A 25,426-nucleotide genomic window follows, 5' to 3' on the forward strand; every position below is an offset into this window, starting at 1 on the left:
GATGAATGTGGGAGGTGTTCGGATAAAGTCGATAATCAAGGCCAATGACTAGGTCGGAAAAATTCTTAAAAAAGTTCTTGCCCTGAGCTGATTCGTCCGTATAATAAACTACGTTGCTTGAGAGCACGCACCTATTCCTCGGTAGCTCAATGGTAGAGCACGCGGCTGTTAACCGCGCTGTTGTAGGTTCGAGTCCTACCCGGGGAGCCAGAATTTCTCAGCCCATTCCGCTGGGCTTTTAAATTCCTCGGTAGCTCAATGGTAGAGCACGCGGCTGTTAACCGCGCTGAGTACGGATGAATGTGGGAGGTGTTCGGATAAAGTCGATAATCAAGGCCAATGACTAGGTCGGAAAAATTCTTAAAAAAGTTCTTGCCCTGAGCTGATTCGTCCGTATAATAAACTACGTTGCTTGAGAGCACGCACCTATTCCTCGGTAGCTCAATGGTAGAGCACGCGGCTGTTAACCGCGCTGTTGTAGGTTCGAGTCCTACCCGGGGAGCCAGGTTGTAAAACCCGTCGCTTATGCGGCGGGTTTTTTCATGCCGCGACCACTTGACTCGAACGTTGCCATATCAACATTTCGTGTCGAGGATGTAATCCCGCGACCCACCACCTCAACATGGCGCGGTCGTTGTAGAATATTGCAATGATTGCTCCCACGACATGGTGCCGCGAGCACCAGATAAGGAGATTCTTGTGTCTGAGACCATTAACGGCAGTCTGAGCGTCTCGAACGACGTTATTGCCGATATTGCCGGTTATGCCGCGATGACGTGCTATGGCGTCGTCGGTATGGCTGAGCAGCTCCAAGGCGCCGAGAGCGTGCGCCTGCTTGCCGGTCAGCGCCTCCGCAAGGGCGTGCTTGTCTCCGCCGACGAGAACGGCCTTACGGTCGATCTTCACGTCGTGCTCGAGAACGGCGTCAACATGAAGTCCGTCTGCCACAACCTTTCGAGCTCCGTTGCCTTTACCCTGCAGGAGATTGCCCAAATCGATCCCGCCAGCCTTAAGATCGGCATCCATATCGACGCGCTCAAGAGCCGTCTGAACTAGCATCCGAAAACGGAGATTCAAATACCCATGATTGCAAAGACCATTCGCACCTGTTTTCCGATCGCTGCGGCTGCCGTTTCTGACAAGGCCGAGGAGATCAATAAGCTCAACGTCTTCCCCGTACCCGACGGCGACACCGGCACCAACATGTCGCTCACGCTCGCCTCGGTGACCAAGGAGCTCTCCGCCCTTCCCGCCGATGCCGACATGGAGGCCATTGCCGGCGCCATCACCCACGGCTCCCTGATGGGCGCCCGCGGTAACTCCGGCGTCATTACCTCGCAGATCCTGCGCGGTGTGGCCGAGGGCCTTGTCTCCGCCGACGAGCCCATTACGTCCGCCAACATCGCCTTCGCCTTCCGCCGCGCCGTCAAGGTCGCCTTCCAGGCCGTCCGTAAGCCCATCGAGGGCACGATTCTCACGGTGCTGCGCGATGTCTCGACCAAGGCCGACGAGTGCGAAAAGAAGAAGTTCTCGGCCGAGGACGCGCTCGATGCCATCGTCGTCGAGGCCTACCAGTCCGTCGCTCGCACGCCCGACCTGCTGCCCGTCCTCAAAGAGAACGGCGTGGTCGACTCCGGCGCCTTCGGCTTTGCCATCTTCTTGGAGAACTTTGTGGCTGCAGCACTTGGTCGCAGCACCGTTGTCGAGGATTTCTCCGCTACGTTCGATTCCGCTGGCTCTGCACGCGATGCCGCTCTTGGCCGCGTTGAGATCGAGGCCAACGACGATTGGGAGGGCTCGGAGTTCCGCTACTGCAACGAGTTCCTCTTTAAGGCCGACGCCCCGTTTGACGAGGACGAGTGCCTTAAGTTCCTGGGTTCCATGGGCGACTGTGAGCTGCTCGTGGGCGCATATCCCGACTACAAGATCCACGTGCACTCCAACACCCCGAACCTGGTGCTCGAGCACATGCTGCAGCTTGGCCAGATCTACGAGGTCTTTATCCACAACATGGAGATGGAGGCCCACGACCGTACCGCCAAGATCCACGAGGACCAGGAGAAGGCCGCCGAGCCCGCGAAGGCCCTGGGCTTTGTCGCCGTTGCCGCCGGTTCCGGCGAGGCAGACATCCTCAAGTCCCTCGGCGTTGACGTGATCGTGTCCGGTGGCCAGACCATGAATCCCTCGACTGCAGACCTGCTGGGCGCCGTCGACCAGGTCAACGCGACCTCGGTCATCATTCTGCCCAACAACGGCAACATCCGCATGGCCGCCGAGGCCGCTGCCTCTGCCTGCACCGACAAGAAGGTCGCCGTCGTTCCCACCAAGACCGTTCCGCAGGCCTTCTCCGCGCTGTTCGCGGTCCTGCCCGATTCCGAGCTCGAGGATGCCGTCGCCGCTATGGTCGACGCCATCAGCGAGGTCCGCGATGGCGAGGTCACCCGCGCCGTGCGCGACTCCAGTGCCTCCGACGGTTCGCCAATTCACTCCGGTGACGTCATGGGCATCATTGCCGGCTCCATCGACGTGGTCGGCTCCGACGTGAAGCAGGTCACGCTCGATTGCATCAACCGTATGCAGGAGGAAGAGGAGGGCGACGCGCTGACGATTCTGGCCGGCGAGGAACTGTCCGATGAGGCCTTCCAGGAGATCGTCGACGCTATCGAGGAGGCTCAGCCCGATCTGGAGATCGACGCCCATCGTGGCGAGCAGCCGCTCTATCCCGTGATCTTCTCGATCGAGTAGGCAACTGCCCATGTCCGAACTGTGCTCCGTGCCGCGCGTCTCGGAGCGCTTTGCCCAGAGCAATGCGCTCGACGAGGATATCGCGCGACTCAAATATGTTTCGGGTAAACGTGAGGAGGCCCTTCGCCGTCTGGGAATTCGGACGGTGGGGGACCTCCTTCTCCATATCCCTCATCGATACCTGGACTTTACGCGCTCCTGGTCCATCGAGATGGCGCCCATCGGTACCGTGTGTACCATCATCGCCACGGTCGATCGTATCGTCCAAAAGCAGCCGCGTCCGCGCATGCAGGTGACCGAGGTCTCACTCGTTGACGAGACGGGCGTGCTGCAGGTCGCCTTTTTCCGCCGGCCCTGGATTGCCCAGCAGCTTAAGCAGGGCGACCGCCTAGCCGTAATGGGTAAGGTCGAGTTTGCCTACGGCTTTAAGCAGATGGCCTCGCCGCACTTTGAAAAGCTTGAGGAAGGGCGCGCCGCGGGCACTATCCTGCCGGTCCATTACGTGAGTGACGGCGTGAGTCAGGCATGGATGCGCCGTATCGTAAGTGGCGCGCTCGAGGCCGTCGGCAATCCCTTTGATCCCATTCCGGCACGCTTACGCGTTAAACGTCGCCTGATGAGCCATGCCCGTGCCCTTCGATCGATCCACTTTCCCTCGAGCATGGCTGAGCGCGAAATCGCGCGCGCACGGCTTGCCTACGAGGAGTGCCTCTACCTGCAGCTGGCGCTGCGCCTGCGCAACGACGGTGTCTTGGTCGAAGTCGCTCCCTACGCCCACGCCGCGGGCGAGCACCTGGCCGCGCTCAAGCAGGCCCTGCCGTTTTCGCTGAGCGACGAGCAGGAGGCCGCGTTCCAAGACATCCTGCGCGATATGTGCGATGGCGGGCGCGTGATGAACCGCCTGCTGCTGGGCGATGTCGGTACCGGTAAGACCGCCGTTGCCGCCTGCGCGCTGGCTGTGGCTGCCGATAGCGGCACACAGGCCTGCGTTATGGCGCCCACGGGCGTGCTGGCGCGTCAATATGCCGATAAGACCGGCCCTCTGCTCTCGCAGGCCGGCATGTCTTGGGCGCTTCTGACGGGTGCCACGCCGGCCGCAGAGCGCGAGCGCATCCATGCACAGCTGGAATCGGGAGAGCTCGACGTCCTCTTTGGAACCCACGCGGTCCTTTCGGATAACGTGGCGTTTAAGTATTTGTCGCTCGTAGTCATCGATGAGCAGCACCGGTTTGGCGTCGGCCAACGCAATGCCTTGCGCGCGAAGGGCCCCGGTGCCGATCTGCTCGTTATGACGGCAACGCCCATCCCGCGTACGCTGGCGCTTTCGGTCTACGGCGATCTGGACACGAGTATCATCCGCCATCGGCCCGTCCCTGGCGCTGGCGTGACGACACGCGTGCTTACCGAGTCGAGTCGCGACCTTGCCTATGGCGCCATCCGCGAGGCGCATGAAAAGGGTCAGCAGGCCTACGTGATTTGCCCGCTCGTGGAGCCGAGTGACTCGGCCGATGATCTGGAGGACGTGCCCGGTATCGCCCGCGACGACGAGGGCCGCGTGACGGTCCCCGTGCCGCTGCACGATACGGCGACCGAGCTCGATCGCCTGCGTCTGGCGTTGCCGGGTCTTGCCATCGAGCGCCTTCACGGCCGCATGCCAGCGGGGGAGAAGGACCAGGTTATCGATGCCTTTAAGCGTGGCGAGATCGATGTGCTCGTCTCGACTACGGTGGTCGAGGTGGGCGTCGACGTGCCCAACGCCACCGTCATGGTCATCGAGAATGGCGAGCGCTTTGGGTTGGCGGCCTTGCACCAGCTGCGCGGGCGCGTGGGCCGCGGCAGCGTGTCCGGTACGTGCCTGGTCATGACGCACTCCAAGGGCAACGGCGGCGCGTCGGCGGCACAAGACCGCCTCCAGTCGCTCGAGAAGACCTCGGACGGCTTTACGCTCGCCCAGATGGACCTGCGTCTGCGCCACGAGGGCGAGATTCTGGGTTACCGCCAGCATGGCGGCGTGACTTTGCGCTTTGTTGATCTCGATGCCGACGAGGAATTGATCGAGTGGGCCCATTTGGACGCGGTCGAGCTCTTGCGGTATGCTTGCAACCTTGACTCCGTGGCGACGCGTCCCTTGCGCGATGCGGTCGCCACGCGGTATCGGCACATCTTTAAGGAGGTCAGCGGAGGATGAGAATCATCGGCGGCGAATGGCGCGGTCGTAAGATCGAGGAGCCCCGTGGTCGCGATGTCACCCGCCCCACGACCGATCGCGTGCGCGAGGCGTGCGCATCTATGGTCATGTCGGCATTCGACTTCGATCTGGACGAGGTCCGCGTGCTGGATGCCTTTGGCGGCTCCGGTGCCTTGGGCATTGAGATGCTCTCGCGTGGTGCCCGCTCGCTCACCACGTTCGAGATCGATCGCAACGCAGCTCGTCTGATTACCAAGAATATCGAGTCGCTCTGCCGTGACCGTGCGCGTTGGCGTGTGGTGGGCGGCGACGTGCTGGCGGGCGCTTCGCGCGGCCGCGTGCCGGGTGGTCCCTTTGACCTGGTCCTGCTCGACCCGCCCTATGCTTTTGGCGCCGAGCCGGTCGAGGAGCTGCTGCAAAACCTAGCTCGGCAAGGCTTGCTGGTACCGGGTGCCTATGCGCTGTTCGAGCACGCTGCCGCCGATGCGGGTGCGCATCCGGCAGGCTTTGAGACCGTGCGTGAGAAGCGTTACGGCATTACCTCGGTCGACCTGCTTCGTTGGGTTGGCAACGGCGAGGATGATGGCAACGATAGCGACGCACCCACGGAGGATGCCCATGAGTGACACCATTAACCGCGTTATCGTTCCGGGCACCTTCGATCCCATCACGTTTGGCCACATCGACGTGATTCGCCGTGCCCGCCGCATCTTTCCCAGCGTGATCGTGGCCGTTGCCGAGTCGCAGGGGAAAAACGGCGTGGGCACCACCTTTATGCTCGATGAGCGCGTGGCGCTGGCCCGTGAGGCGCTCGGTGATATTGACGGCGTCGAGGTGCTGCCCTTCACCGGCCTCTTGGTCGATTTTGCCCGCGAACAGGGAGCAGGAGCCGTGGTCAAGGGTCTGCGTGCCATGACCGACTTTGAGTACGAGCTGCAGCAGGCCGACCTCAACTACCGCCTGGATAACGAGCTGGAGTCCATCTTTGTCATGAGTGCGCCGCAGTACGGCTATATCTCGAGCTCGGTGGTTCGCCAGATTGCCTCGCTCGGTAGCGACGTCTCTAATTTTGTTCCGCCCAATGTGGTCAAGGCGCTCAAACATCGCTTTTCGTGACGTTTTTTAATGCCTGGTGGCATGTGGTAAACTAACACGATGATATGTTACCTATGAAAGGAGACCGGATGCCGGGCGAGAATTTTCCTGGCGACAGGATCGTGAGTCTTGTCGACGAGCTCGAGGGGCTCATCGAAGAGGCTAAGACGCCGTTCGGCAAGAACGCCCAGATGAAGGTTATCGACGCCGACGTCTTCTTTAACATCCTCGACGAGATCCGCATGAGCTATCCCGAGGAATGGCAGAAGTCCCGCCGTATCCTCAAGGAGCGCGAGGAGCTTATGGCTTCCGCCGCCGCTCAGGCTGATTCCATCATCGCCGATGCTCAGCAGCAGGCCCTCACCATTGCCGGTGAGCAGGAGATCGTCCGCTTAGCGCAGCAGCAGGCCGACGACATCCGCGACCGTGCCCAGCAGTATGAGCGCGAGACGCGTTATGCCGCCGAGGACTACGCCGAGCAGGTCTTTACGCACCTCGAGGAGAACCTTAAGAGCCTGACCGGCACCGTCACCCGTTGCCGTCAGCAGCTCAACGAGGGTGCCGCCCAACAGAATGGTCAGTGGTAATGGCTGAGTTCCCGAGCGTTACCGTCGATCTTTCCGAACAGCTCGAGTTTCCCGGAGATTCGTATCCGCTGACCGGCAAGGTCGATGTCGCCACCTATACGGTGGGCGAGAAGGAGTACCAGCTACAGGACGGCATCGACTACGACGTTGTCTTTACCAATGCCGGCACCGGTGTTCTGCTTACGGGCATGGTCCGCGCGCATGCAACCGGTGAGTGCGACCGTTGCCTGGAGCCCGCTTCGTTTGATATCGCCGGTGAGATCGAGGAATTCTATCTCTTTAACGAGCCCGAGGATCCCGAGGCCTACGAAGACGGCTACGAGTTACTGGGCGAGGATCGCATCGTCGATCTGGGTGAGCCCATCAACGACGCGGTTGTCATGGACACGCCGTTCGTTGTCCTGTGCAAGCCCGATTGTCGCGGCCTATGCCCCACCTGCGGCATCAATCTCAACGTCGAGCAATGCGATTGCGCCGCTCAAGCAGAGGCCGAATGGGCCGCTGCCACGGAAAATCCATTTGCAGCATTGAAGAATCTCAAGCTCGATGAGTAAAACTGTGGTAGTATCGCTACTTGCGCGTAATCGCCACACTGGATAGTTCATAAGGAAGGTCACTATGCCCGTACCTAAACAAAAGCAGGGTCGTATCCGCACTCACACCCGCCGTTCCGCCAACATGAAGATCTCGGCTGCGGCTCAGTCCACGTGCCCCCGTTGCGGCGCTGTCAAGCTCCCGCACCACGTGTGCCCCAGCTGCGGTTTCTACAAGGACCGCGAGGTTATCGTTACCGAGTAACTGTATACTCTGGATGCGATGCCGTTCCAACTGGAACCACAATGGCCGGCTCAATGAGTCGGCCATTTTTGTATAAGGAGCATGTATATGAGTAACGTTCGCGTTTGTGTAGACGTTGTGGGTGGAGACGAGAAGCCACAGGTTGTCCTCGACGGTATCGAGGCGGCGCTTGCGGCGGATCCCGATATCGAGGTCTTGGCCGTCGGTCCCGCAGAGATCGTGAACCCCTTTGCCGCGGCTCACGCTCGCGTTGAGGCCTTGGAGGCGCCCGATGTCATCGCCATGGATGACGATCCCATTCGAGCCGTGATGACCAAGCGCAAGTCCTCGATCGTGCTTGCCTGCCGCGCTATCAAGAAGGGTAACGCGGACGCATTCTTCTCTGCCGGCTCCACCGGCGCCATGACCGCTGCCGCTACTGCCTACGTGACGCCATTTAGGTATCAGGCCGAGGGCAAGAAGCAGCCGGTGCGTCCGTGCCTCACCAATGCACTGCCCAACCGCGCCGGCGGCCTGACGGTCCTCTGCGACATGGGCGCCAACCCCGATGTCGAGGTCGACGACATGGTGCGTTTTGCCCAGATGGGTAGCGCCTATGCGCGCGTCGTCTTGGGCATTGAGCATCCCCGCGTCGGTCTGCTTGCCAACGGCACCGAGGACGAGAAGGGCTCCAACTTCACCAAGGCGTGCTTCCCGGCCATGAAGGCCGCTGTTCCCGGTTTTGTGGGCAACTGCGAGGGCACCGATCTTACGTCGGGCAATTTTGATGTCGTGGTCGCCGACGGCATGTCGGGCAACATCGCACTCAAGGCCACCGAGGGCGCTGCCAAGTTTTTGCTGCAGGAGCTCAAGGGTGTCTTTATGTCTTCGCTCGGCACCAAGATTGCCGCGCTGCTCATCAAAAAGCAGATGCGCGAGATCAAGGCAAGGCTCTCGGGTGATGCTAAGGGTGGCGCCATTCTGCTGGGCCTGCGTGGCGTAGTTCTGATCGGCCATGGTGCCACCTCAGTCGAGGCCGTCAAAAACGGTACGCTCGCCGCGGCGGAGGCCGTGCGCGCCGGGCTTGTCGAGAACGTCGCCAACTCTATGGACGGCATCGTTTTGTAGGAGCGAGTTAGGGCGCTGTTATGTGCCTCGCGGCCTGCGTCGTGGGGTAGAATCAAAACCGTGTCTTGGCGCTGCGCTTGCGGCGCCAGCGCGTTGATGTTCACGCAATACGAGAGGAAGCGCTATGGACCGCTCCGAAATCTTCGATAAGATCGCCGAAGTTGCCGCCGATGTGCTGGGTGTCGACGTTGCCGAGATTAGCGACGAGACCACCTTCGACGATCTCGATGCCGATTCGCTCGAGCGTCTGCAGTTGGTGACGGCCATCGAGGACGAGTTCGACCTCGAGATCGATGACGAGACCCTGCTGTCGCTCAACTCTGTCGCCGACGCTGTCGACGCTATTGAAAACGCCAAGGAGGCCTAAGTCTTGGCTTTATCTCAACGACTCGCGCGCGCCCAGGAAATCCTGGGCCACGAGTTCAATAACAAGGTGCTGCTGCGCGCGGCGCTCACGCACCCCTCTGCCGTGGAAGGTCAGCCCGTCTCGGCGAGCTATGAGCGCCTTGAGTTTTTGGGCGATTCCATTTTGGGCGCCGTGGTTGCCCGCTCGCTCTTTGAGTCCTATCCGGAGTTTGACGAGGGCAAGCTTACGCGCCTGAAGGTGTCCCTTGTCTCGGGTGCTACCCTGTCCGAGGTGTCCCATGAGCTGGGCATCGACGACATCATCATCTTTGGTGCCTCCGAGACCGGTACCGGCGCGCGCGGCCTGCACTCGGCGCTCGAGAACGTCTATGAATCGCTCGTGGGCGCGCTGTATCTGGATGCTGGCTGGGATGCGGCGGCGGAGTTCATCCACCGTACGCTTAAGCCGCACCTGGCCTCCGAGCGTGCCGAGCACCCCGCGAACCCCAAGTCGTTTTTGCAGGAGTGCGTGCAAGCCGACGGCCACGAGCCTCCCGCGTATAAGCTGGTCGGCTCCGAGGGCCCTGCGCATGCGCCCACCTTTACCGCCGTGGTGCTTATCGACGGTATTCGCCAGGGCCGCGGCACCGGTTCCTCCAAGAAGGAGGCCGAGGGAGCCGCTGCGCTCGAGGCGCTCGACCGCATGGGTTACACCACCAACGGCGTGATTCTCAACAAGAAGCCTGTTTAAGCGAGGAACCGTGTATCTCAAGTCCCTCACGCTCAAAGGGTTCAAGTCGTTTGCCGACCGCGCCCATATGACGTTTGAGCCGGGCCTAACCGTCATCGTCGGTCCCAACGGCTCGGGAAAATCGAACATCTCCGACTCGATTCTGTGGGTCCTGGGCGAGCAGAGCGCCAAGCAACTGCGCGGCCAGGCCATGGAGGACGTCATCTTCTCGGGCTCGTCGGCGCGCAAGCCGGTGGGTGTGGCCGAGGTCACGCTGGTGCTCGATAATTCGGACCATATGCTGCCTGTCGACTTTGACGAGGTGGCTATCACCCGCCGCATGTATCGCTCGGGCGAAAGCGAGTACCTCATCAACTCGAGCCCGTGCCGCCTGATGGACATCCAGGACATCCTGCACGACTCGGGACTGGGCAAGGATACGCATTCCATCATCAGCCAGGGCAAGCTCGACGCCATTTTGCAGAGCCGCCCCGAGGAGCGCCGTGCCCTCATTGAGGAGGCCGCCGGCATCTCCAAGCACAAGCGTCGCAAGGAACGTGCGCTCAAAAAGATTAAATCGATGGACGAGCACCTGACCCGTGCCCGCGATATCAACAAGGAAATCGCCCGTCAGCTGCGGCCGCTGGAGCGTCAGGTCGATCGCGCGCGCAAGTACAAAGAGCTGTCCTCGCGCGCGAACGAGCTTACGCAGATGCTGGCCGTCGACGAGCTTCGTTCGCTGCAGTCGCAGTGGAACGACCTGGAAAGCCGCTCCAAGGAGGGCGCTGCCGAGCTTGAGCTTGCGCAATACCGCTTAGGTGAAAAGGAGCGCGAGCTCGAGAAGCTCCAAGTTATGCTCGAGGAAAAGGGCCTATTTGTGGGCGACTTGGGCGAGCAGCGCCGCCATATGCAAGATGTGGTCGGTCGCATTAACTCCGATATGCGCCTGCTCGAGGAAAAGGGCCACAACATGGTGTCGCGCTTGTCCGACATGCGCGGGCAGATCTCGAGCTCCGAGCATCAGCGCCGTCGCGTGGTCGAGGAGCTCGAGGATGCGCGTGCCCAGCTCGAGGAAGTGACCGGCGCGCATATGCAGGCCCAGGAGGACGTCGACGCCGCTGGTCCTGCCGCCGCCGAGCTCCACGAGCGTCGCGTTGCGCTCGACAATCAGATTTCGCAGCTTACGCGCGAGCAGCGCGATGCGCAGCGCGTTGCCGATAACGCCGTGCTCGAGCTCGCCAAGGTGAAGGACTCGCTGAGCAACGCCGAGGTCGAGGACAACATGTATGCCTCGCGCCTGGAGCAGATCGATGAGCAGCTCGAGGAGGTCACGGCATCGCTTGATAGCCGCCGCAACCGTGCTGAGGAGCTTGAGAGCGCCCTTGAGGCGGCTCGTCAAGCCCAGATTGATGCGCGCGAGGCCACCGAGGCAGCGCGCGCTGCCCTCAAGGACCTGCGCGCCCGCGAGAGCGAGGCTCGCAACAAGCTGTCCGAGGTGCGCTCGGAGCTTGCCAGCCAAAAGAAGCTCGATGCCCGCATGGCAGACAGCTCGCCGCTCGTAAGCCGTCTGATGGGCGCGCTGGGCGACGATGTTTCGGGCCGTTTGGGCGATGTGCTCGAGGCGCCGCGTGAGCTCGAGGGCCTGGTTGAGCAGCTGCTCGCCGGCGATATCGATGCGCTTTTGTTTGATGACACCGCTACGCTTGAGCGCGCCGGTCGCGCTGCCCTGGATCAGAAGAAGGCCTCGGGCGTGGCGCTGCTGGTGGCGCGCGGCGTGAGCGGCTCTGCGGCCGCCGAGGGTGCCGCCGGTACCCGTCTGGTCGACCGTCTGTCCGTGCGCGCCGGTTATGGCCCGGTTGTCGAGGCCCTGCTCGGCGGCTATTACGTGGTCGATGACTTGGCAGCCGCGCTGGCTGCGCCTGTCGTTGACGGCGCGACCTATGTGACTCCCGATGGCGCCCGCGTGAGCTGTGGCGGCCTGGTTCGCGTGGGGCTTGATGCCGGCGAGGCTTCGGGTGCCTTGGAGCGTAAACGTCGTATCCGCGAGCTGGAAGGCCTGGAGCCCGATCTCGCTGCCGTGTTTGAGCATGTTTCTGATCAGGTCGTCGAGGCCAATACTGCCGTTGAGGAGGCCCATGCTGCCGAGGGCGATGCTGCCGGCGAGATTGCCCGCCTTGAGGGCGAGCGTCGCTCCCTGCTGTCCGAGATCGGCCGCCTGGAGCAGAGTGCCAACAATGCCGAGGTCGAGCGGGTACGGATTTCCAAGCGCCGCGAGCAGGCTGCCGAGGCCGTACGTGCCGCACGTCCGCGCGTGGATGAACTTACCCGTTCACGTGACGAGGCCCGTGCGCAGGCGAGTGACTTGGGCTTGCAGATTGCCGAGGCCAACGACGAGCTCGATCGCGTTCGGCGCGATGACTCCGAGGCCGCCGGTAAGCTCGCCGACGCTAAGGTGCGCCTGGCTCAGACGAGCGAGCGCCTGCGTTCGCTGAAGGGCCGCGTGCCCGATCTTGAGCATCGCCTTGAGGGTATCGACCGTCGTATCCGCGGGACGCGTCAGGCCTCACGCTCGCTCGAGCTGCTGCGCCTTCGCGTCGATCCCATGCACGAGCGCTATTCTGCCCTGTTGGAGCGCGCCTCGGACTGGGCTGCGCGCCTGCGCGATCAGGCATCGCTTGAGGAGGCGGACTCGGCTTCGCTTAAGAAGACCATCGAGGACGCCAAGACCGAGGTCGCCCGCGCCAAAGAGAGGGTCGATGTTGCCGCCACGACGCAAAATGAGTTCAAGGTGGCGCGCGGCAAGCTCGAGGTGCAGGTTGAGGCTGCCATCAAGGCCATCACCGCCGACGGTACCACGGTGCTCGAGGAAGCGCTCATGCTGCCGGCGCCCACCGATCGCGATGCCGCCGAGCGGGAACTTAACCAGCTCGTGCGCCAGATCAACAACCTGGGTCCTGTGAACCAGGTCGCCATGGAGGAGTACGAGCAGCTCAAGCGCCGTGCCGATTACATCGAGGAGCAGCTGGCCGATCTTGAGAGCGCGCGCAAGGCGCTCACCAAGATTACCGTGGCGATCGACCGCAAAATGCGCAAGGCGTTCCTGGTGACGTTTGAGAAGGTTGATGCGAACTTCCGCGAGATCTTTGCCATGCTCTTCCCCGGCGGTCAGGCTCACCTTGAGATGACCGATCCCGAGCATCCGGCCGAGACGGGCATTGAGGTCGTGGCGCAGCCGCGCGGCAAGCGTATCACCAAGATGATGCTCATGTCGGGTGGCGAGAAGAGCCTGACGGCGCTTGCCCTGCTCTTTGCCGTATACCGTACGCGCACGGTGCCGTTCTATGTTCTGGACGAGGTCGAGGCTGCGCTCGACGACGCCAACCTGTCCAAGCTCATCGGCGCCCTCGATGTGCTGCGTTCCGATACGCAGCTCTTGGTAATCTCGCATCAGCGCCGTACTATGGAGGATGCTGACGTTCTCTACGGCGTCTCGATGCAAGCCGACGGCGTCAGTCGCGTCGTCTCGCAAAAACTCGATCGCGAAACCGGAAAGGTCGTGAATGCATAATGGGATTCTTTGACGCACTCTCGCGCGGACTCGAGCGCAGCCGCGAGGCCCTCAACGAGGTCTTCTACTTTGGCGGCGAGGTCGACGAGGATTTTTGGGAGGATCTTGAGGACACGCTCGTCATGGGTGACATGGGTGCCGAGGTCGCTATTCAGGTTTCCGATGACCTGCGCGACGCCGCGGCCAAGAAGAACCTCAAGACCGCCCCGCAGCTTCGCCGCGCCCTGGCCGAGCAGCTCGAGGGCCATTTTGTGCCTGTTAAGCGCGATCCGTTTTCCGATACGCCGAGCTGCGTGCTGTTTGTCGGTATTAACGGTGCCGGCAAGACCACCACGGTCGGCAAGATTGCGAGTGCCATGGCCGCCCGCGGCAAGAACGTGGTGATCGGTTCGGCCGACACCTTCCGCGCCGCCGCCATCGAGCAGCTCGATGTGTGGGGCCAGCGCGCCGGCGTACCGGTTATCAAGCGTGACCGCGGCTCCGATCCGGCGAGCGTATGCTATGACGTGCTCGACGAGGCCGATAAGCGCGGCAGCGACCTGGTGCTCATCGATACCGCCGGCCGTCTGCACACGAGCCCCGAGCTCATGCGCGAGCTCGCCAAGGTGGTCAACGTGACGCGTAAGCGCGCCGCCAATATGGCCGCCGGCCCCATGCCCGTCTCGGTCGTGCTTGTAATCGATGCCGCCACTGGCCAGAACGGTCTGAACCAGGCGCTCGAGTTTAACGAGGCGCTGGGCCTGGACGGTATTATCATGACTAAGCTCGACGGCACGGCTAAGGGCGGTATCGCCATGGCCGTGGCCGAGAAGCTCAAGCTCCCGATCCTGCGCATCGGCGTGGGCGAGCAGGTCGATGACCTGCAGGAGTTTAACGCCAAAGATTTCTGCCGCGCCCTGGTGGGCGAGTCCAACTAAGGAGTAACCAGTGTTTGATTCCCTGAGCGATCGCCTCAACGACACATTTGACCGCCTGCGCGGCAAGGGTAAGCTGACCGAGGCCGATATTACTTCGGCCATGCGCGATATTCGCATGGCACTGCTCGAGGCCGACGTTAACTTTAAGGTCGTCAAGGAGTTCGTCGCCAAGACCAAGGAGCGCTGCATGACCGCCGAGGTCATGGAGTCGCTGTCGCCGGCGCAAAACGTCGTCAAGATCGTGCTCGACGAGCTCACCGAGATGCTCGGCTCAACCGAGAGCAAACTCGTCTTTAGCAACCGCATTCCCAATGTCATCATGCTCGTGGGCCTGCAGGGCTCCGGTAAGACCACGGCGGCCGTGAAACTGGCCTACCTGCTCAAGAAGCAGGGCCGCTCGCCGCTGCTCGCCGCGTGCGACGTCTACCGTCCCGCCGCTGCCGACCAGCTGGCCACGCTCGGTGGCGAGATCGGCGTGCCGGTCTTCCGCGGTGACGGAGCGCACCCGATCGACATCGCCAAGGGCGCCATCCAGGAGGCCGTCGACCACCTGCGTGACGTGGTCATCGTCGATACCGCCGGTCGTCTGCAGATCGACGAGCAGATGATGCAGGAGGCCGTCGACATCAAGAAGGCCGTCAAGCCCGACCAGGTGCTGATGGTCGTCGACGCCATGACCGGCCAGGACATCGTCAACGTGGTCTCGACGTTTGCCGAGCGCACCGACTTTGATGGTGTGATTATCTCCAAGCTCGACGGCGATGCCCGTGGCGGTGGCGCGCTTTCGGTGCGTCAGGTGACCGGCAAGCCCATCAAGTTCGTGAGCATGGGCGAGAAACCCGATTCGCTGGAGCCGTTCTATCCCGATCGCATGGCCAAGCGAATCTTGGGCATGGGCGATGTTGTCGGCATCATCGAGAAGGCCCAGGAGGCCGCCGATGCCGAACAGCTCGAGGCTGCCGAGCGCATGCTGCGCGAGGGCTTTACCATGAACGACATGCTCGACCAGATGAAAGCCGTCAAAAAGATGGGCGGCATGAAGGGTATCCTGGGCATGCTCCCCGGTGGCCAGCGCGCGCTCAACCAGATGGGCGGTAACCTGGACGAGGGCATCTTCGACAAGAACGAGGCCATCATCATGTCGATGACCAAGGAGGAGCGCCTGCGTCCCTCCATCATCAACGGCCAGCGTCGCGCGCGTATCGCCAAGGGCGCCGGTGTGACCCCAACCGAGGTCAACAGCCTTATGAAGCAGTGGGGCGAGATGAACAAGATGATGGGCCGCATGCGCACGATGGCCAATCAGGCACAGGCCGGCGGCAAGAAGGGCAAAAAGGGCAAGAAGGGCAAGAAGATGCGCATGCCCAATATCCCTGGGCTGGACGCTATGGGTCTGGGCGGCATGGGCGGCCTGGGTACGGGCGGTCCCAAGTCCGATATGGAGCTGCTGCGCCAGATGGAAGCGCAGATGCGCAATAAGAAATAGGGCTGTAATTCCAGCTTGATATGGCAAAGGCCACTCGGAAGCTATCGGGTGGCCTTTGTTGTTGGCTTCGGTTGTTGGGTTGCGTTCGGCGTCGCGCCCCGAGCTCGCGGTGCCGTGCCGTTAGTGGCAGCCGCAGCCCTCATGGCCCTCGTGCTCGTGATGGCCGTGGCAGCTGCAGGACTCGCCATGTTCGTGGGCGTGGTCATGGCCGTGGCAGCCGCAGGTGGCCTCGCCGTTCTGTGCGAGCTTGCCGGCGATAAGGGCCTCGACGCAAGCGTCGCAGCTGCCCTGGGCACCTGCGTATACCGTGATGCCGGCTTGGGCAAGCGCGTTGATAGCGCCACCGCCGATACCGCCGCAGATGAGCGTGTCCACGCCGCCGTTGGCGAGCAAGCCCGCCAGGGCGCCGTGGCCGGTGCCGCCGGTGCCCACGACCTGCTCGTTGAGCACCTTGCCGTCCTGAATGTCGTAGATCTTGAACTGCTCGCTGCGGCCAAAGTGCATAAAGATGTTGCCGTTGTTGTACGTGGTTGCCACCCTCATGGTGTCGATCTCCTTTGCTGGCCATGCGGCCGTCGTTGTGGTGATGGGGGAGTACGCGATATTGCCGCCCTCGATGATGAGCGCTCGTCCGTTGACCAGCGCGTTTGCCACCTTGCGATGCGCTCGACTGCAAATTGCCGCCACCGTGGCGCGTGCGATGCCCATGTGCTGGGCGACGGCCTCCTGATTGAGGCCTTCCAGGTCGCACAGCCGCAGGACTTCGAGCTCGTCGACCGTCATGTCGATGGCGTCTCCACTGGCAAGGCCGTCGGGGGTAAAGCCGCGGTATTCGGGGATGATCCCGACGCGGCGCAGTTTCTCGCGTCTTCCTGCCATGTGCTCTCCTTATCTGACATATGTCAACAATAGAATAGCGAACGCGCAGATTTATGCAATGAATTTCTGGCATATGCCAGAAAATGAGGGCTTATGTTTGGGCTGTGGGGCCGCATGTGCCTGGGCTACAATGAATCTCGCTTATAGGCGACTGACAGGAGGGTCAATGAGCAAGGCTGATCAACAGTTTGTAACCATGTGCCGCGATATTCTGGACCATGGCACCACCACCGAGGGCCAAAAGGTCCGCCCGGTGTGGGAGGACGGCACCCCTGCCTATACCATTAAAAACTTTGGTGTCACGGCACGCTATGACCTGCGTGAGGAGTTTCCGGCGCTTACCCTGCGTCGTACGGCCCTCAAATCTGCCATGGATGAGATCCTATGGATCTATCAAAAGAAGTCCAATAACGTGCATGATCTCAACAGTCATATTTGGGATGAGTGGGCCGACGAGACTGGCTCCATCGGCAAGGCCTACGGGTATCAGATTGGTCAGAAGAGCCATTATGCCGAGGGCGACTTTGACCAGATGGATCGCGTGCTGTACGACCTTAAGAACACGCCGTACAGCCGCCGCATCATGACGAACACCTATGTGTTTAGTGACCTGTCCGAGATGCACCTGTATCCGTGCGCCTACAGCGTGACGTATAACGTGACGCAGCGCCCGCAGGATGACAAACCGACGCTCAACATGATTCTCAACCAGCGCAGCCAGGACATTTTGGCCGCGAACAACTGGAATGTGTGCCAGTACGCCATCTTGCTGATGATGGTCGCGCAATCGGTCGATATGATTCCCGGCGAGCTGCTGCATGTGATCGCCGATGCCCACATTTACGACCGTCATGTCGATATCGTCCGCGAGCTTATCGAGCGTCCGCAGTTTGCCGCGCCTAAGGTAACGCTTAACCCCGATGTACATGACTTCTATGCGTTTACGACCGATGATCTGATCGTCGAGGGCTATGAGCACGGCCCGCAGGTCAAGAACATCCCCATTGCGGTGTAGGTGACGCGCATGACGTGTAAGCTTTCTGCCATTGTCGCCGTGTGCGATGACTGGGGTATTGGGTGCGAGGGCGACATGGTGGTGTCCAACCGTGCCGACATGCGCCATTTTGTGGCGTGCACCAAAGGCTGCCCGGTCATTATGGGACGCAAGACGCTGCTGAGTTTTCCCGGCGGGCGTCCGCTCAAGAACCGTCGTAATATCGTGCTCACGCGCGATGAGGACTTTGCTGCCGAGGGCGTCGACGTGGTGCATAGCGTCGACGAAGCGCTCGCCGCGGTAGCCGATGAGCCCGTTGCGTGGGTGATCGGTGGCGGCGAGGTGTATCGGCAGTTTTTGCCGTATTGCGCTGAGGCCGAGGTTACACATAACCATTGCGTGCGTGACGTGGATACGTACTTTCCCGATTTGGATGCCGACCCCGCGTGGGAGATTGCGCGGGCCAGCGAATCGGCGGTTGTCGCTGCCGGAGAGGGCGATGAGGGCCTCAAATATGAGTTCGTGACGTATCGTCGCGTTGATGCGTAAACCCGATTACCCCTTCGGTATTATCGGGTTGGAATGAGTGGCGGGGCAGCGCATGGCGTTGCCCCGATGTTTGTATAGGTGCTGTAAAGAAGGGTGCGGGCTGGCTGCTATGACTGATGCCGTTGAGGTGCTGCGAATTGATTCGCTCGAGGACGAGCGGCTCGATGCCTACGTGCGACTGACCGAGCGCGAGCTGCGCTGCGTGCTGGAGCCGCAAAAGGGCATTTTTATCGCCGAGAGTGCCAAGGTCATCGAGCGCGCGGTTCGCGCCGGATACGAGCCGGTGAGCTTTCTTTTGGGCGAGCGCTGGCTCGATCAGATGATGCCGCTGTTTGAGCGCCTGGTTGTGCGCGAGGGCGCGGGTCCGGTTCCTGTGTTCGTTGCCTCCATGGAACTCATGGAGCAGCTGACGGGCTTTAACGTGACGCGCGGTGCGCTCGCGGCATTTCGTCGCCCGCGACAAATTCCGGTAGCCGAGTTCTTGAGTGGCGTCGTCGAGGCGGCGGGGGAGCGCCCGGTGCGCGTGTGCGTGCTCGAGGGCATTGTCGACCACACCAACGTCGGTGCGATTTTCCGCTCGGCGGCTGCGCTGAACGTCGACGGTATTTTGGTGAGCCCCACTTGCTGTGACCCGCTGTACCGTCGCTCGGCCCGCGTGAGCATGGGCACGGTGTTCCAGGTGCCCTGGACGCGCATTGGCAGCGAGGCGCGCGTATGGCCGCATGATGGGCTGGCGGCGCTGCACGATGCCGGCTTTTCGTGTGCCGCTATGGCGTTGACGGATGATTCGGTGTCGCTGGACGATCCCGCGCTCCAGGAGATTGACCGCCTGGCAATCTTTATGGGCACCGAGGGTGCTGGCTTGGGCGCCAAGACCATTGCAGGCTGCGACCGCGCTGTGCGTATTCCGATGGCGCATGGGGTCGATTCACTCAACGTGGCCGCGGCAAGTGCTGTCGCCTTTTGGCAGCTGTGCCCGCATGTGAGCAACGAGTACCACTACCAGCCGGGGCTGTATCACTAGGCAGATAGTTCGCACCGGACTCTGGTTCGGGGCGTTTCGGCCTACGCCGGTCGGTGCTAAGCTGGTATTGGCTTTGGTCTTAAAATGCCGTTTTGTTGTATGACGTACGCTAGTGGGGAGGGCGTGTGGCTAAGAAATCTACGGCTATCGATGTAACGCATGGCGTTATTTGGCAGCAGCTGCTGTCGCTGTGCGTCCCCATCTTCTTTAGTTCGTTCTTTCAGCAGGCATACACGCTTATCGGTACCTATATTGTCGGTCAGTTTGGCGGCAAGCTCGCGCTGGGTGGCATTCAGGCCACGATGGTGCTTACGGAGCTCTGCATTGGTTTTTGCGTCGGTGTTGGTGCTGGATGTGCCGTTATTACCGGCCAGTTTTTTGGTCAGCATGATGACGAGCGCTTGAGCCGATCGGTCCATACGGCCATGACGCTCGCGCTGGTGGGCGGCATTGTCATTTCCATTCTGGGCATGGTGTTTGTCGAGCCGATGCTTGTGCTGATGAATACACCGCATGAGCTGCTGACCGAGGGTGTGGCGTATGCCCGTTGCTACTTTGCCGCCATGTTTGCAGCGCTGCTGCTCAATATGGGGACGGCGCTGTTGCGCGCCGTGGGCGACACGCGCGGTCCGGCGGTCATTATTGCCTCCGGCTGCTTCGTCAACGTGGCGCTCGACATTCTTTTTGTCGCCGTGCTGCACATGGAAGCGCTGGGCTGCGGCATCGCGGTGGCGCTGACTATCTGCACCAATGCCACGATGATTGTGATCCGCATGATGCGCGCTCCGGGGGCGTGGCGGTTGTCGCTATCCAAACTCGGTATCGATCGCGGCATTTGCAAGAGCATGCTTTCGTGCGGTTTGCCGCTGGGCGTTCAGTCTGCGGCGTATTCGATCTCCAACGTTTTGATTCAGGTGTCGGTCAACTCGTTTGGAGCCGATGTCACGACCGCTTGGGGTCTTTCCGGTCGCCTGGACGGCATTATCTGGATGGTGACCGAGGCGCTTGGTGTGTCGATTACTACGTTCTCGGCGCAGAACTTTGGTGCGCGCAATTACGATCGCATGCGAAAGGGATACCACACGTCGCTCGTGCTTTCATTTGTGCTTATCGGTGGCCTGTCTGCCGTGCTGCTGGTATTCTCGGGCCCGCTTTCGCGTCTGTTTATCGACGATGCCGCAATTTCGGCCTACACCACGACGATTCTTCATTTCATCGCGCCGTTCTACGCGATCTTCTCGATTATCGAAAACGCGTCCGGCTCCATCCGCGGCGCTGGCGTGAGCTTCCAGCCTATGATGCTCACGATATTCGGCACGGTCGTGCTCCGCGTGGCGTGGGTGTTCGCGATTATGCCGCTCGACCCCTCGCTCGAGCATCTGCTGCTGGTCTACCCCGTAACCTGGGTAATAACCGCCACGATGTTCACCGTCTATCATCACAGCGGCAACTGGCTAGGCCGCGCCACTGCCTAGCCATTGGGGACGTCCGCAATGGCTAGTATTCGATGCCTTGGCGGGCTAGGAGGCCTTCGTCGAAGTAGTGTTTGACGGGGCGCATTTCGGTTACTAGGTCGGCAAGGTCGGCGAGGGGCAGCAATCCGCGGCCGGTGAGCACGAGCTCCGTGGTGGTCGGTTTCATCGCGATCAACGCTTCGACATCTTCGCGCGTCACAAACCCCCGTCGCATGGCTTCTCCCAGTTCATCCAATATCAGCACGTCAACTTGGCTAATCTGCTCGCGCGCCAGCTCCATGATCTGTGCGGCACAGGCTTCGGGCGTGTCGCGGTCGGCTTGTACGATGCGTAGCCCCAATCGAGGTGCTGCGTCATGTTCGGCGCAGTGTAGCTTCTTGGCAAACTGAAGCATGAGCACGTTAAGTCCATAGCCCGTGGCGCGCAGTGCGAGCCCCAGCGCAGCCGTCGTCTTGCCCTTGCCGTCGCCCGTATAGATTTGAACCTTGCCGACTTCCAGTGATGCCATCTCTGTCCTTTCGTGCCCGGCGTCGGTTTATCGCCGTCCGGGTTGGGTATTCTAGAAAAGATTATCAACCCCAGTAGATGGAGTTCAAGCAGATGGAGATGGATGACAATAAACGTAGACGGAATATGATCCTCTACGTGCTCATCGCCTTCGTCGTCTACCTCGTGCTCTCGACCGTTCTGTTCCCCAACATCGGTCACACGCAGCAGATTACGAAGACCGATTACTCGACGTTTGTCAAAGCGCTCGATAAGAAGAGTGTCGACAAGGTCGAGTACAACACGGACGATTACACGATTTATTACACCAAGAAGGGCGAGGACGAGAACATCGCCTACAAGACGACCGGTGTTCCGAATGATGCGGGCTTTACCGATCGCGTGCTTGAATCTGGCGCCTCGCTTGAGTCGGTCGTTCCCGATAAGAACTCGGGTCTGATGACCTACTACCTGCTCACCCTCATTCTTCCCATAGCGATTTTCTTCCTGATCGGCTGGTGGCTCAACCGCCGCATGAAAAAGGCCATGGGTGATGACGGTCCGTCGATGAACTTTGGCGGCGGTGGTTTTGGCGGCGGTGGACTGGGCAAGTCCGGTGCGCGCGTGATCGCCTCCAAGGACGTGGGCGTGACCTTTAAGGATGTCGCCGGCCAGGAAGAGGCCAAGGAATCTCTCAAGGAGGTCGTCGACTTTCTGGAGAAGCCGCAGCGCTACGAGGAGATCGGCGCCAAGCTGCCGCGCGGTGCTCTCCTTGTTGGCCCTCCGGGTACCGGTAAAACCCTGCTTGCCAAGGCTGTTGCCGGCGAGGCGGGCGTGCCGTTCTTTAGTATTTCTGGTTCTGAGTTTGTTGAGATGTTCGTTGGCCGTGGCGCCGCTAAGGTTCGCGATCTGTTTAAGCAGGCCAAGGAAAAGGCCCCGTGCATCGTCTTTATCGATGAGATCGATACCATCGGCAAGAAGCGCGATGGTGGCGGCTTTAGTGGCAACGACGAGCGCGAGCAGACGCTCAACCAGCTGCTGACCGAGATGGACGGCTTCGATAACCACAAGGGTATCGTCGTTCTCGCTGCTACCAACCGACCCGACAGCCTTGACCCGGCCCTGTTGCGCCCCGGCCGTTTTGATCGCCGCATCCCCGTTGAGCTGCCCGACCTGACCGGCCGCAAGAACATCCTTGAGCTCCATGCCAAGAGCGTGAAGACGCAGCCCCCGATCGACCTGACTGCGATCGCCCGCGCCACGCCCGGTGCCTCGGGCGCCGACCTGGCCAACATCATCAACGAGGGCGCCCTGCGCGCAGTTCGCGAAGGGCGCAAGCGCGCCACGCAGGACGATTTTGAGGAGTCGGTGGAGGTCGTCATCGCCGGTCAGCAGCGCAAGTCCACGGTGCTGTCCGACCACGAGAAGCAGGTCGTTTCCTACCACGAGATCGGCCACGCCATCGTTGCCGCTCGCCAGAAGGGTTCTGCGCCGGTCACGAAGATCACTATCGTGCCGCGCACGAGCGGCGCTCTGGGCTACACCATGCAGGTCGAGGAGGATGAGCGCTTCCTGACCACACGCCAGGAGGTCTTGGACAAGCTCGCCGTCTATTGCGGCGGACGCGCTGCTGAGGAGCTCATCTTTGGCGAGATGACGACCGGCGCGGCCAACGATATCGAGCAGGCCACCAAGCTCGCCCGCAACATGGTGACGCGCTTTGGTATGTCCGAAGAGTTTGGCATGATGGCGCTCGGTACCGTGCAGAACGCGTACCTCAACCAGGACACGTCGCTCACCTGCGCCCCCGGTACGGCCGAGCGCGTGGACGCGATTGTCGCCAAGCTGATTGAGGATGCGCACGATCGTGCCTTGCAGATTCTGAAGGAGAACAAGTTCAAGCTCCATGAGCTGGCTCGTTATCTGTACAAGAAGGAGACGATCACGGGCGAGGAGTTTATGAATCTTCTTACGCGCGAGAATCCACTGATGCCAAAGCAGCAGTAAGGCTGCCTGCGCAGTGTCGAACGCCCCATTTGAGTGTCCATCTCAAATGGGGCGTTCTGCTTGAGGGAGATGCAAATGAAGATCGTGGTGAGTGCCTGCTTGATGGGCGAGAGCTGCAAGTATAACGGACTTGACAATTACCATCGCAAGCTGGTCGAGGCTTGCGAGCGTACGGGGACCGAGGTCCTGCTGGTGTGCCCCGAGGTTTTTGGCGGTCTGCCTACGCCGCGCAAGCCGTCCGAGATTGTGGACGGTGAGGTCCGTACCTGCGAGGGCGTCTCTGTCGATCGCGAGTTTCGCCTAGGTGCCCAGCGTGCGCTCGATATGTGCGAGCACTTTGGCGGCCCGTCCGAGATCGCTGCCTGCATCCTTCAAGACCGTAGCCCCTCGTGCGGCGCGGGTCGCATCTACGACGGCACGTTCAGCGGTACGATCACCAAGGGTAACGGCGTTTTTGTCGATCTGCTGCTGCGTCACGGGTACCGTGTGATTCCGGCTAGCGAGTTCGATCCCAGCATGCTGGAACATTGTCCATAGCACTCGAACCCAACACTTCCTCACGGGTGACCGTTTTGGCATCATCCGTGAAGTTGATATTGAGTACGACCCGGTCATCAAAGACGTAGACCGAGTTGACAGGCGCCGTACCCAGGCAGCCCCTCCCCGCGGCCCTCGCGCAGGAACGCGCACACGGCCTTCCCGTCTCTTGCGCCCCTCCCGGAACTGTCCACATCAGTGTAGCCAATCCAGTCCGCCAAGGGCTGCAGCCCGGACAACGCGGCGATGGAGGGCTTCTTCGGCCTGCTCAAGAAGGAGTTCTGGCACGGCAGGGACTGGTCGGACTGGACCCCCGCCCGCTTCATCGAGGAGCTCGGGGGCTGGATCGGTCGATATAATACGGAGAGGCGCAGCGATGCGCTCGGTGGCCGCACGCCGGCTGAGTTCCGCTCCGCGCTGGGAAGGGCCGCGTAACGGTCCAAGAAATCATCCGCAGTCCCCATTCTTGCCCCTTTGGGACAGCTTCTTGTTGGGGCGTGCCTGCCCCAAACCCTGCTAGGAACGAGTGCAGCAAACTGGAATTTTCAAATTAGTCTTTGCAAATTACCTTTGAACCTTCACCATCAATTACAATTCCCTGACGGTTGTTAATTGGGCATAGATTCAAGTCCGAAAACTCAGCCATTATTTTCTCGGTAACTTTCTTAAATGGTGCTGTGAGATAATGCGGAAGAACATAGAAATCAATCAAATTAAGCCCTGAATCATCTTCTTGTGAGTAGTCCTCCGGCATTTCATCCATTTGCTCGATATATTGGATGCTTGGAGCGCATGCAATCGCACCTGCCGATTCACCAATCATCAGTTTTCCCTTTGCCAATTCTTTCTTCAACAGCTCATCCGTTCCCGTTTTACGGAGCTGGTCTATAAGGAAAAAAGAATTTCCGCCGGTAAAATAGATCACATCCGCATCTTCAAAAAGAGACTGTATCGTTGAATAAGCCTCCGTTGAAATATCAATTTCAGTTACGATTGCTCCCAACTTTTTGAATAATTTTCGAGCCGAGCCGACATAACCGGTGTAGCCTTCACGCAGCGAAGCTGTTGGAATAAATGCGACTTTTTTATTTTCAATTTCTTCCTTTATCAGACTTCCTACACTTGAAAAGTGAGAACATAAAAACAGTTTCATCAATATTCTCCTTTATATATAAATTCTTATTTGTTGAACTAAGCCGTGTATACCATACTCTCCAATGATAGAACGCCCTGATATAGCGAAATTTTGCCGTTTTCCAGCGTGCGTGCGTACACACTCCACAGGAATTCTAAGGGGCCTGCCCCCTTAGCACACGGACTTTGGAACAAAGTCTAGTGTTTTACGCCTTGCCAGAGGTGTACAGGCTCCCGGTATGCACGTACGAAGCAATTGCCATCAATGCCCCATATAAGTGGCGATCAAGTTCGCATAAAGCGACCTTGATCCCGCAAAACAAAAGGCAGGATACCATCACCACGATGATGCCCTGCCTCTGTTCGTTCCTGTTTACCGTTCCGAGTAGTCCTTCCGCAGAATTTCCGATAAACAAAAAACGTACCCGAACCCTTTCTCGTAAAGAATCGGGTTCGAGTACGAACTGAATGCTGGAGCAATAAAAAACCACCAGAAAGGTGCCTGTGAACTGCCTCCCATTTCTTGGACATCGGGAAATGGGAGGTTTTCCATGAGTATAGACCTCAGGGTGAAGCACGACCTGGAGTCCAGGAGGCGGGCCGTCGAGCTCTTCGACGCCGGCGTCGGCTGCAAGCCGGCGGCCGAGGCCCTGTCCGTCCCCCGCGAGACCGTGAGAGAATGGCAGTGGGTATACCGGGCGTTCGGAAGCGAGGCGCTGCTGTCCATGGGTGTTAGCGCTAATCTAAAATTGACCACTTTCGCAAACGCATCTCG

25 protein-coding genes and 2 tRNA genes are annotated in these 25,426 nt (G+C 60.4%); 24 read left to right on the forward strand and 3 right to left on the reverse strand.

From position 1 onward, the window contains the following. The first annotated feature begins 135 nt into the window (after positions 1 to 135). From DWZ15_RS09095 to ffh, 16 genes are all read left to right on the forward strand, one after another. Positions 136 to 210 (forward strand) — tRNA-Asn (locus DWZ15_RS09095). Positions 211 to 430: 220 nt separating this feature from the next. Then, a tRNA-Asn gene (locus tag DWZ15_RS09100) sits at positions 431 to 505 on the forward strand. A 161-nt stretch (positions 506 to 666) separates the two neighbouring features. Further along, the gene (locus tag DWZ15_RS09105) at positions 667 to 1,056 is read left to right on the forward strand and encodes an Asp23/Gls24 family envelope stress response protein (protein ID WP_187361832.1); all 390 of its coding nucleotides are present in this window, start codon (positions 667 to 669) and stop codon (positions 1,054 to 1,056) included. 27 nt (positions 1,057 to 1,083) lie between these two features. Beyond that, on the forward strand, positions 1,084 to 2,745 hold the full coding sequence (locus DWZ15_RS09110) for a DAK2 domain-containing protein (RefSeq protein WP_006234030.1): 1,662 nt from the start codon (positions 1,084 to 1,086) through the stop codon (positions 2,743 to 2,745). A 10-nt stretch (positions 2,746 to 2,755) separates the two neighbouring features. Next, entirely contained in the window at positions 2,756 to 4,933 is a 2,178-nt protein-coding gene (recG, locus tag DWZ15_RS09115; RefSeq protein WP_118450581.1) for an ATP-dependent DNA helicase RecG, read from the forward strand. After that, positions 4,930 to 5,559 carry a 16S rRNA (guanine(966)-N(2))-methyltransferase RsmD gene (rsmD, locus tag DWZ15_RS09120; RefSeq protein ID WP_118450583.1) on the forward strand — a complete coding sequence of 210 codons (630 nt, stop codon included), beginning with the start codon at positions 4,930 to 4,932 and terminating at the stop codon, positions 5,557 to 5,559. The genes recG and rsmD overlap by 4 nt, the downstream gene beginning before the upstream one ends. Then, complete coding sequence (gene coaD / locus DWZ15_RS09125) at positions 5,552 to 6,049, forward strand: pantetheine-phosphate adenylyltransferase (protein ID WP_099431641.1); 498 nt, start codon at positions 5,552 to 5,554, stop codon at positions 6,047 to 6,049. The genes rsmD and coaD overlap by 8 nt, the downstream gene beginning before the upstream one ends. Before the next feature lie 68 nt (positions 6,050 to 6,117). Then, the gene (locus tag DWZ15_RS09130) at positions 6,118 to 6,615 is read left to right on the forward strand and encodes a hypothetical protein (protein ID WP_022094019.1); all 498 of its coding nucleotides are present in this window, start codon (positions 6,118 to 6,120) and stop codon (positions 6,613 to 6,615) included. Next, complete coding sequence (locus DWZ15_RS09135) at positions 6,615 to 7,169, forward strand: DUF177 domain-containing protein (protein ID WP_117647324.1); 555 nt, start codon at positions 6,615 to 6,617, stop codon at positions 7,167 to 7,169. The genes DWZ15_RS09130 and DWZ15_RS09135 overlap by 1 nt, the downstream gene beginning before the upstream one ends. A 64-nt stretch (positions 7,170 to 7,233) precedes the next feature. Continuing rightward, positions 7,234 to 7,413: a 50S ribosomal protein L32 gene (rpmF, locus tag DWZ15_RS09140; RefSeq protein WP_022094017.1), complete on the forward strand. Its 180-nt coding sequence runs from the start codon at positions 7,234 to 7,236 to the stop codon at positions 7,411 to 7,413. An 87-nt stretch (positions 7,414 to 7,500) separates the two neighbouring features. Beyond that, positions 7,501 to 8,520, forward strand: a complete 1,020-nt coding sequence (gene plsX / locus DWZ15_RS09145) for a phosphate acyltransferase PlsX (protein WP_118450585.1) — start codon at positions 7,501 to 7,503, stop codon at positions 8,518 to 8,520. Between the two features lie 124 nt (positions 8,521 to 8,644). Then, positions 8,645 to 8,887 (forward strand): acyl carrier protein, encoded by a 243-nt coding sequence (locus tag DWZ15_RS09150; RefSeq protein ID WP_117583422.1) that lies wholly within the window; start codon positions 8,645 to 8,647, stop codon positions 8,885 to 8,887. Positions 8,888 to 8,890: 3 nt separating this feature from the next. Then, positions 8,891 to 9,616: a ribonuclease III gene (gene rnc / locus DWZ15_RS09155; RefSeq protein ID WP_117583423.1), complete on the forward strand. Its 726-nt coding sequence runs from the start codon at positions 8,891 to 8,893 to the stop codon at positions 9,614 to 9,616. Between the two features lie 10 nt (positions 9,617 to 9,626). Further along, entirely contained in the window at positions 9,627 to 13,163 is a 3,537-nt protein-coding gene (gene smc / locus DWZ15_RS09160) for a chromosome segregation protein SMC (RefSeq protein ID WP_118450587.1), read from the forward strand. Continuing rightward, positions 13,163 to 14,080, forward strand: coding sequence for a signal recognition particle-docking protein FtsY (gene ftsY / locus DWZ15_RS09165; protein ID WP_118450589.1), 918 nt, complete (start codon positions 13,163 to 13,165; stop codon positions 14,078 to 14,080). The genes smc and ftsY overlap by 1 nt, the downstream gene beginning before the upstream one ends. 10 nt (positions 14,081 to 14,090) lie before the next feature. After that, on the forward strand, positions 14,091 to 15,566 hold the full coding sequence (gene ffh / locus DWZ15_RS09170; protein WP_099431647.1) for a signal recognition particle protein: 1,476 nt from the start codon (positions 14,091 to 14,093) through the stop codon (positions 15,564 to 15,566). A gap of 120 nt (positions 15,567 to 15,686) precedes the next feature. Here ffh and DWZ15_RS09175 read toward each other — a convergent pair whose 3' ends face one another. Continuing rightward, positions 15,687 to 16,445, reverse strand: coding sequence for a DUF134 domain-containing protein (locus tag DWZ15_RS09175; protein ID WP_118450591.1), 759 nt, complete (start codon positions 16,443 to 16,445; stop codon positions 15,687 to 15,689). Between the two features lie 166 nt (positions 16,446 to 16,611). Between DWZ15_RS09175 and thyA the strand changes: the two genes are divergently transcribed. The 4 genes from thyA to DWZ15_RS09195 all read left to right on the forward strand — a co-directional run bounded on the left by thyA (position 16,612) and on the right by DWZ15_RS09195 (position 20,487). Further along, positions 16,612 to 17,460 (forward strand): thymidylate synthase, encoded by an 849-nt coding sequence (thyA, locus tag DWZ15_RS09180; protein WP_117629294.1) that lies wholly within the window; start codon positions 16,612 to 16,614, stop codon positions 17,458 to 17,460. Positions 17,461 to 17,469: 9 nt separating this feature from the next. Next, positions 17,470 to 17,988 carry a dihydrofolate reductase gene (locus tag DWZ15_RS09185; RefSeq protein WP_118450593.1) on the forward strand — a complete coding sequence of 173 codons (519 nt, stop codon included), beginning with the start codon at positions 17,470 to 17,472 and terminating at the stop codon, positions 17,986 to 17,988. A 109-nt stretch (positions 17,989 to 18,097) separates the two neighbouring features. Next, positions 18,098 to 19,012, forward strand: a complete 915-nt coding sequence (locus tag DWZ15_RS09190) for an RNA methyltransferase (protein ID WP_118450595.1) — start codon at positions 18,098 to 18,100, stop codon at positions 19,010 to 19,012. A gap of 125 nt (positions 19,013 to 19,137) precedes the next feature. Further along, complete coding sequence (locus DWZ15_RS09195; RefSeq protein ID WP_118450597.1) at positions 19,138 to 20,487, forward strand: MATE family efflux transporter; 1,350 nt, start codon at positions 19,138 to 19,140, stop codon at positions 20,485 to 20,487. A gap of 22 nt (positions 20,488 to 20,509) precedes the next feature. On the opposite strand, the gene DWZ15_RS09200 is transcribed toward DWZ15_RS09195, so the two are convergent. Further along, positions 20,510 to 20,995, reverse strand: coding sequence for a cob(I)yrinic acid a,c-diamide adenosyltransferase (locus DWZ15_RS09200; RefSeq protein ID WP_118450599.1), 486 nt, complete (start codon positions 20,993 to 20,995; stop codon positions 20,510 to 20,512). A 92-nt stretch (positions 20,996 to 21,087) separates the two neighbouring features. Here DWZ15_RS09200 and ftsH point away from each other — a divergent pair, with 92 nt between their 5' ends. From ftsH to DWZ15_RS09220, 3 genes are all read left to right on the forward strand, one after another. Continuing rightward, the gene (gene ftsH, locus DWZ15_RS09205; protein WP_199580069.1) at positions 21,088 to 22,980 is read left to right on the forward strand and encodes an ATP-dependent zinc metalloprotease FtsH; all 1,893 of its coding nucleotides are present in this window, start codon (positions 21,088 to 21,090) and stop codon (positions 22,978 to 22,980) included. A 75-nt stretch (positions 22,981 to 23,055) separates the two neighbouring features. Beyond that, the gene (locus tag DWZ15_RS09210) at positions 23,056 to 23,517 is read left to right on the forward strand and encodes a DUF523 domain-containing protein (protein ID WP_118450601.1); all 462 of its coding nucleotides are present in this window, start codon (positions 23,056 to 23,058) and stop codon (positions 23,515 to 23,517) included. 207 nt (positions 23,518 to 23,724) lie between these two features. Beyond that, a complete protein-coding gene (locus DWZ15_RS09220; RefSeq protein WP_369831449.1) occupies positions 23,725 to 23,952 on the forward strand; it encodes an IS3 family transposase in 228 nt (75 codons plus the stop codon). Between the two features lie 115 nt (positions 23,953 to 24,067). Here DWZ15_RS09220 and DWZ15_RS09225 read toward each other — a convergent pair whose 3' ends face one another. Beyond that, a complete protein-coding gene (locus DWZ15_RS09225) occupies positions 24,068 to 24,670 on the reverse strand; it encodes a Type 1 glutamine amidotransferase-like domain-containing protein (RefSeq protein WP_118450605.1) in 603 nt (200 codons plus the stop codon). Positions 24,671 to 25,202: 532 nt separating this feature from the next. Here DWZ15_RS09225 and DWZ15_RS09235 point away from each other — a divergent pair. Beyond that, on the forward strand, positions 25,203 to 25,426 hold a 224-nt coding region (locus DWZ15_RS09235; RefSeq protein ID WP_147352333.1), incomplete at its 3' end, for a helix-turn-helix domain-containing protein.

Origin of the sequence: Collinsella sp. AF29-7AC, from assembly GCF_003475665.1 — a bacterium.
GTDB lineage: Bacteria > Actinomycetota > Coriobacteriia > Coriobacteriales > Coriobacteriaceae > Collinsella.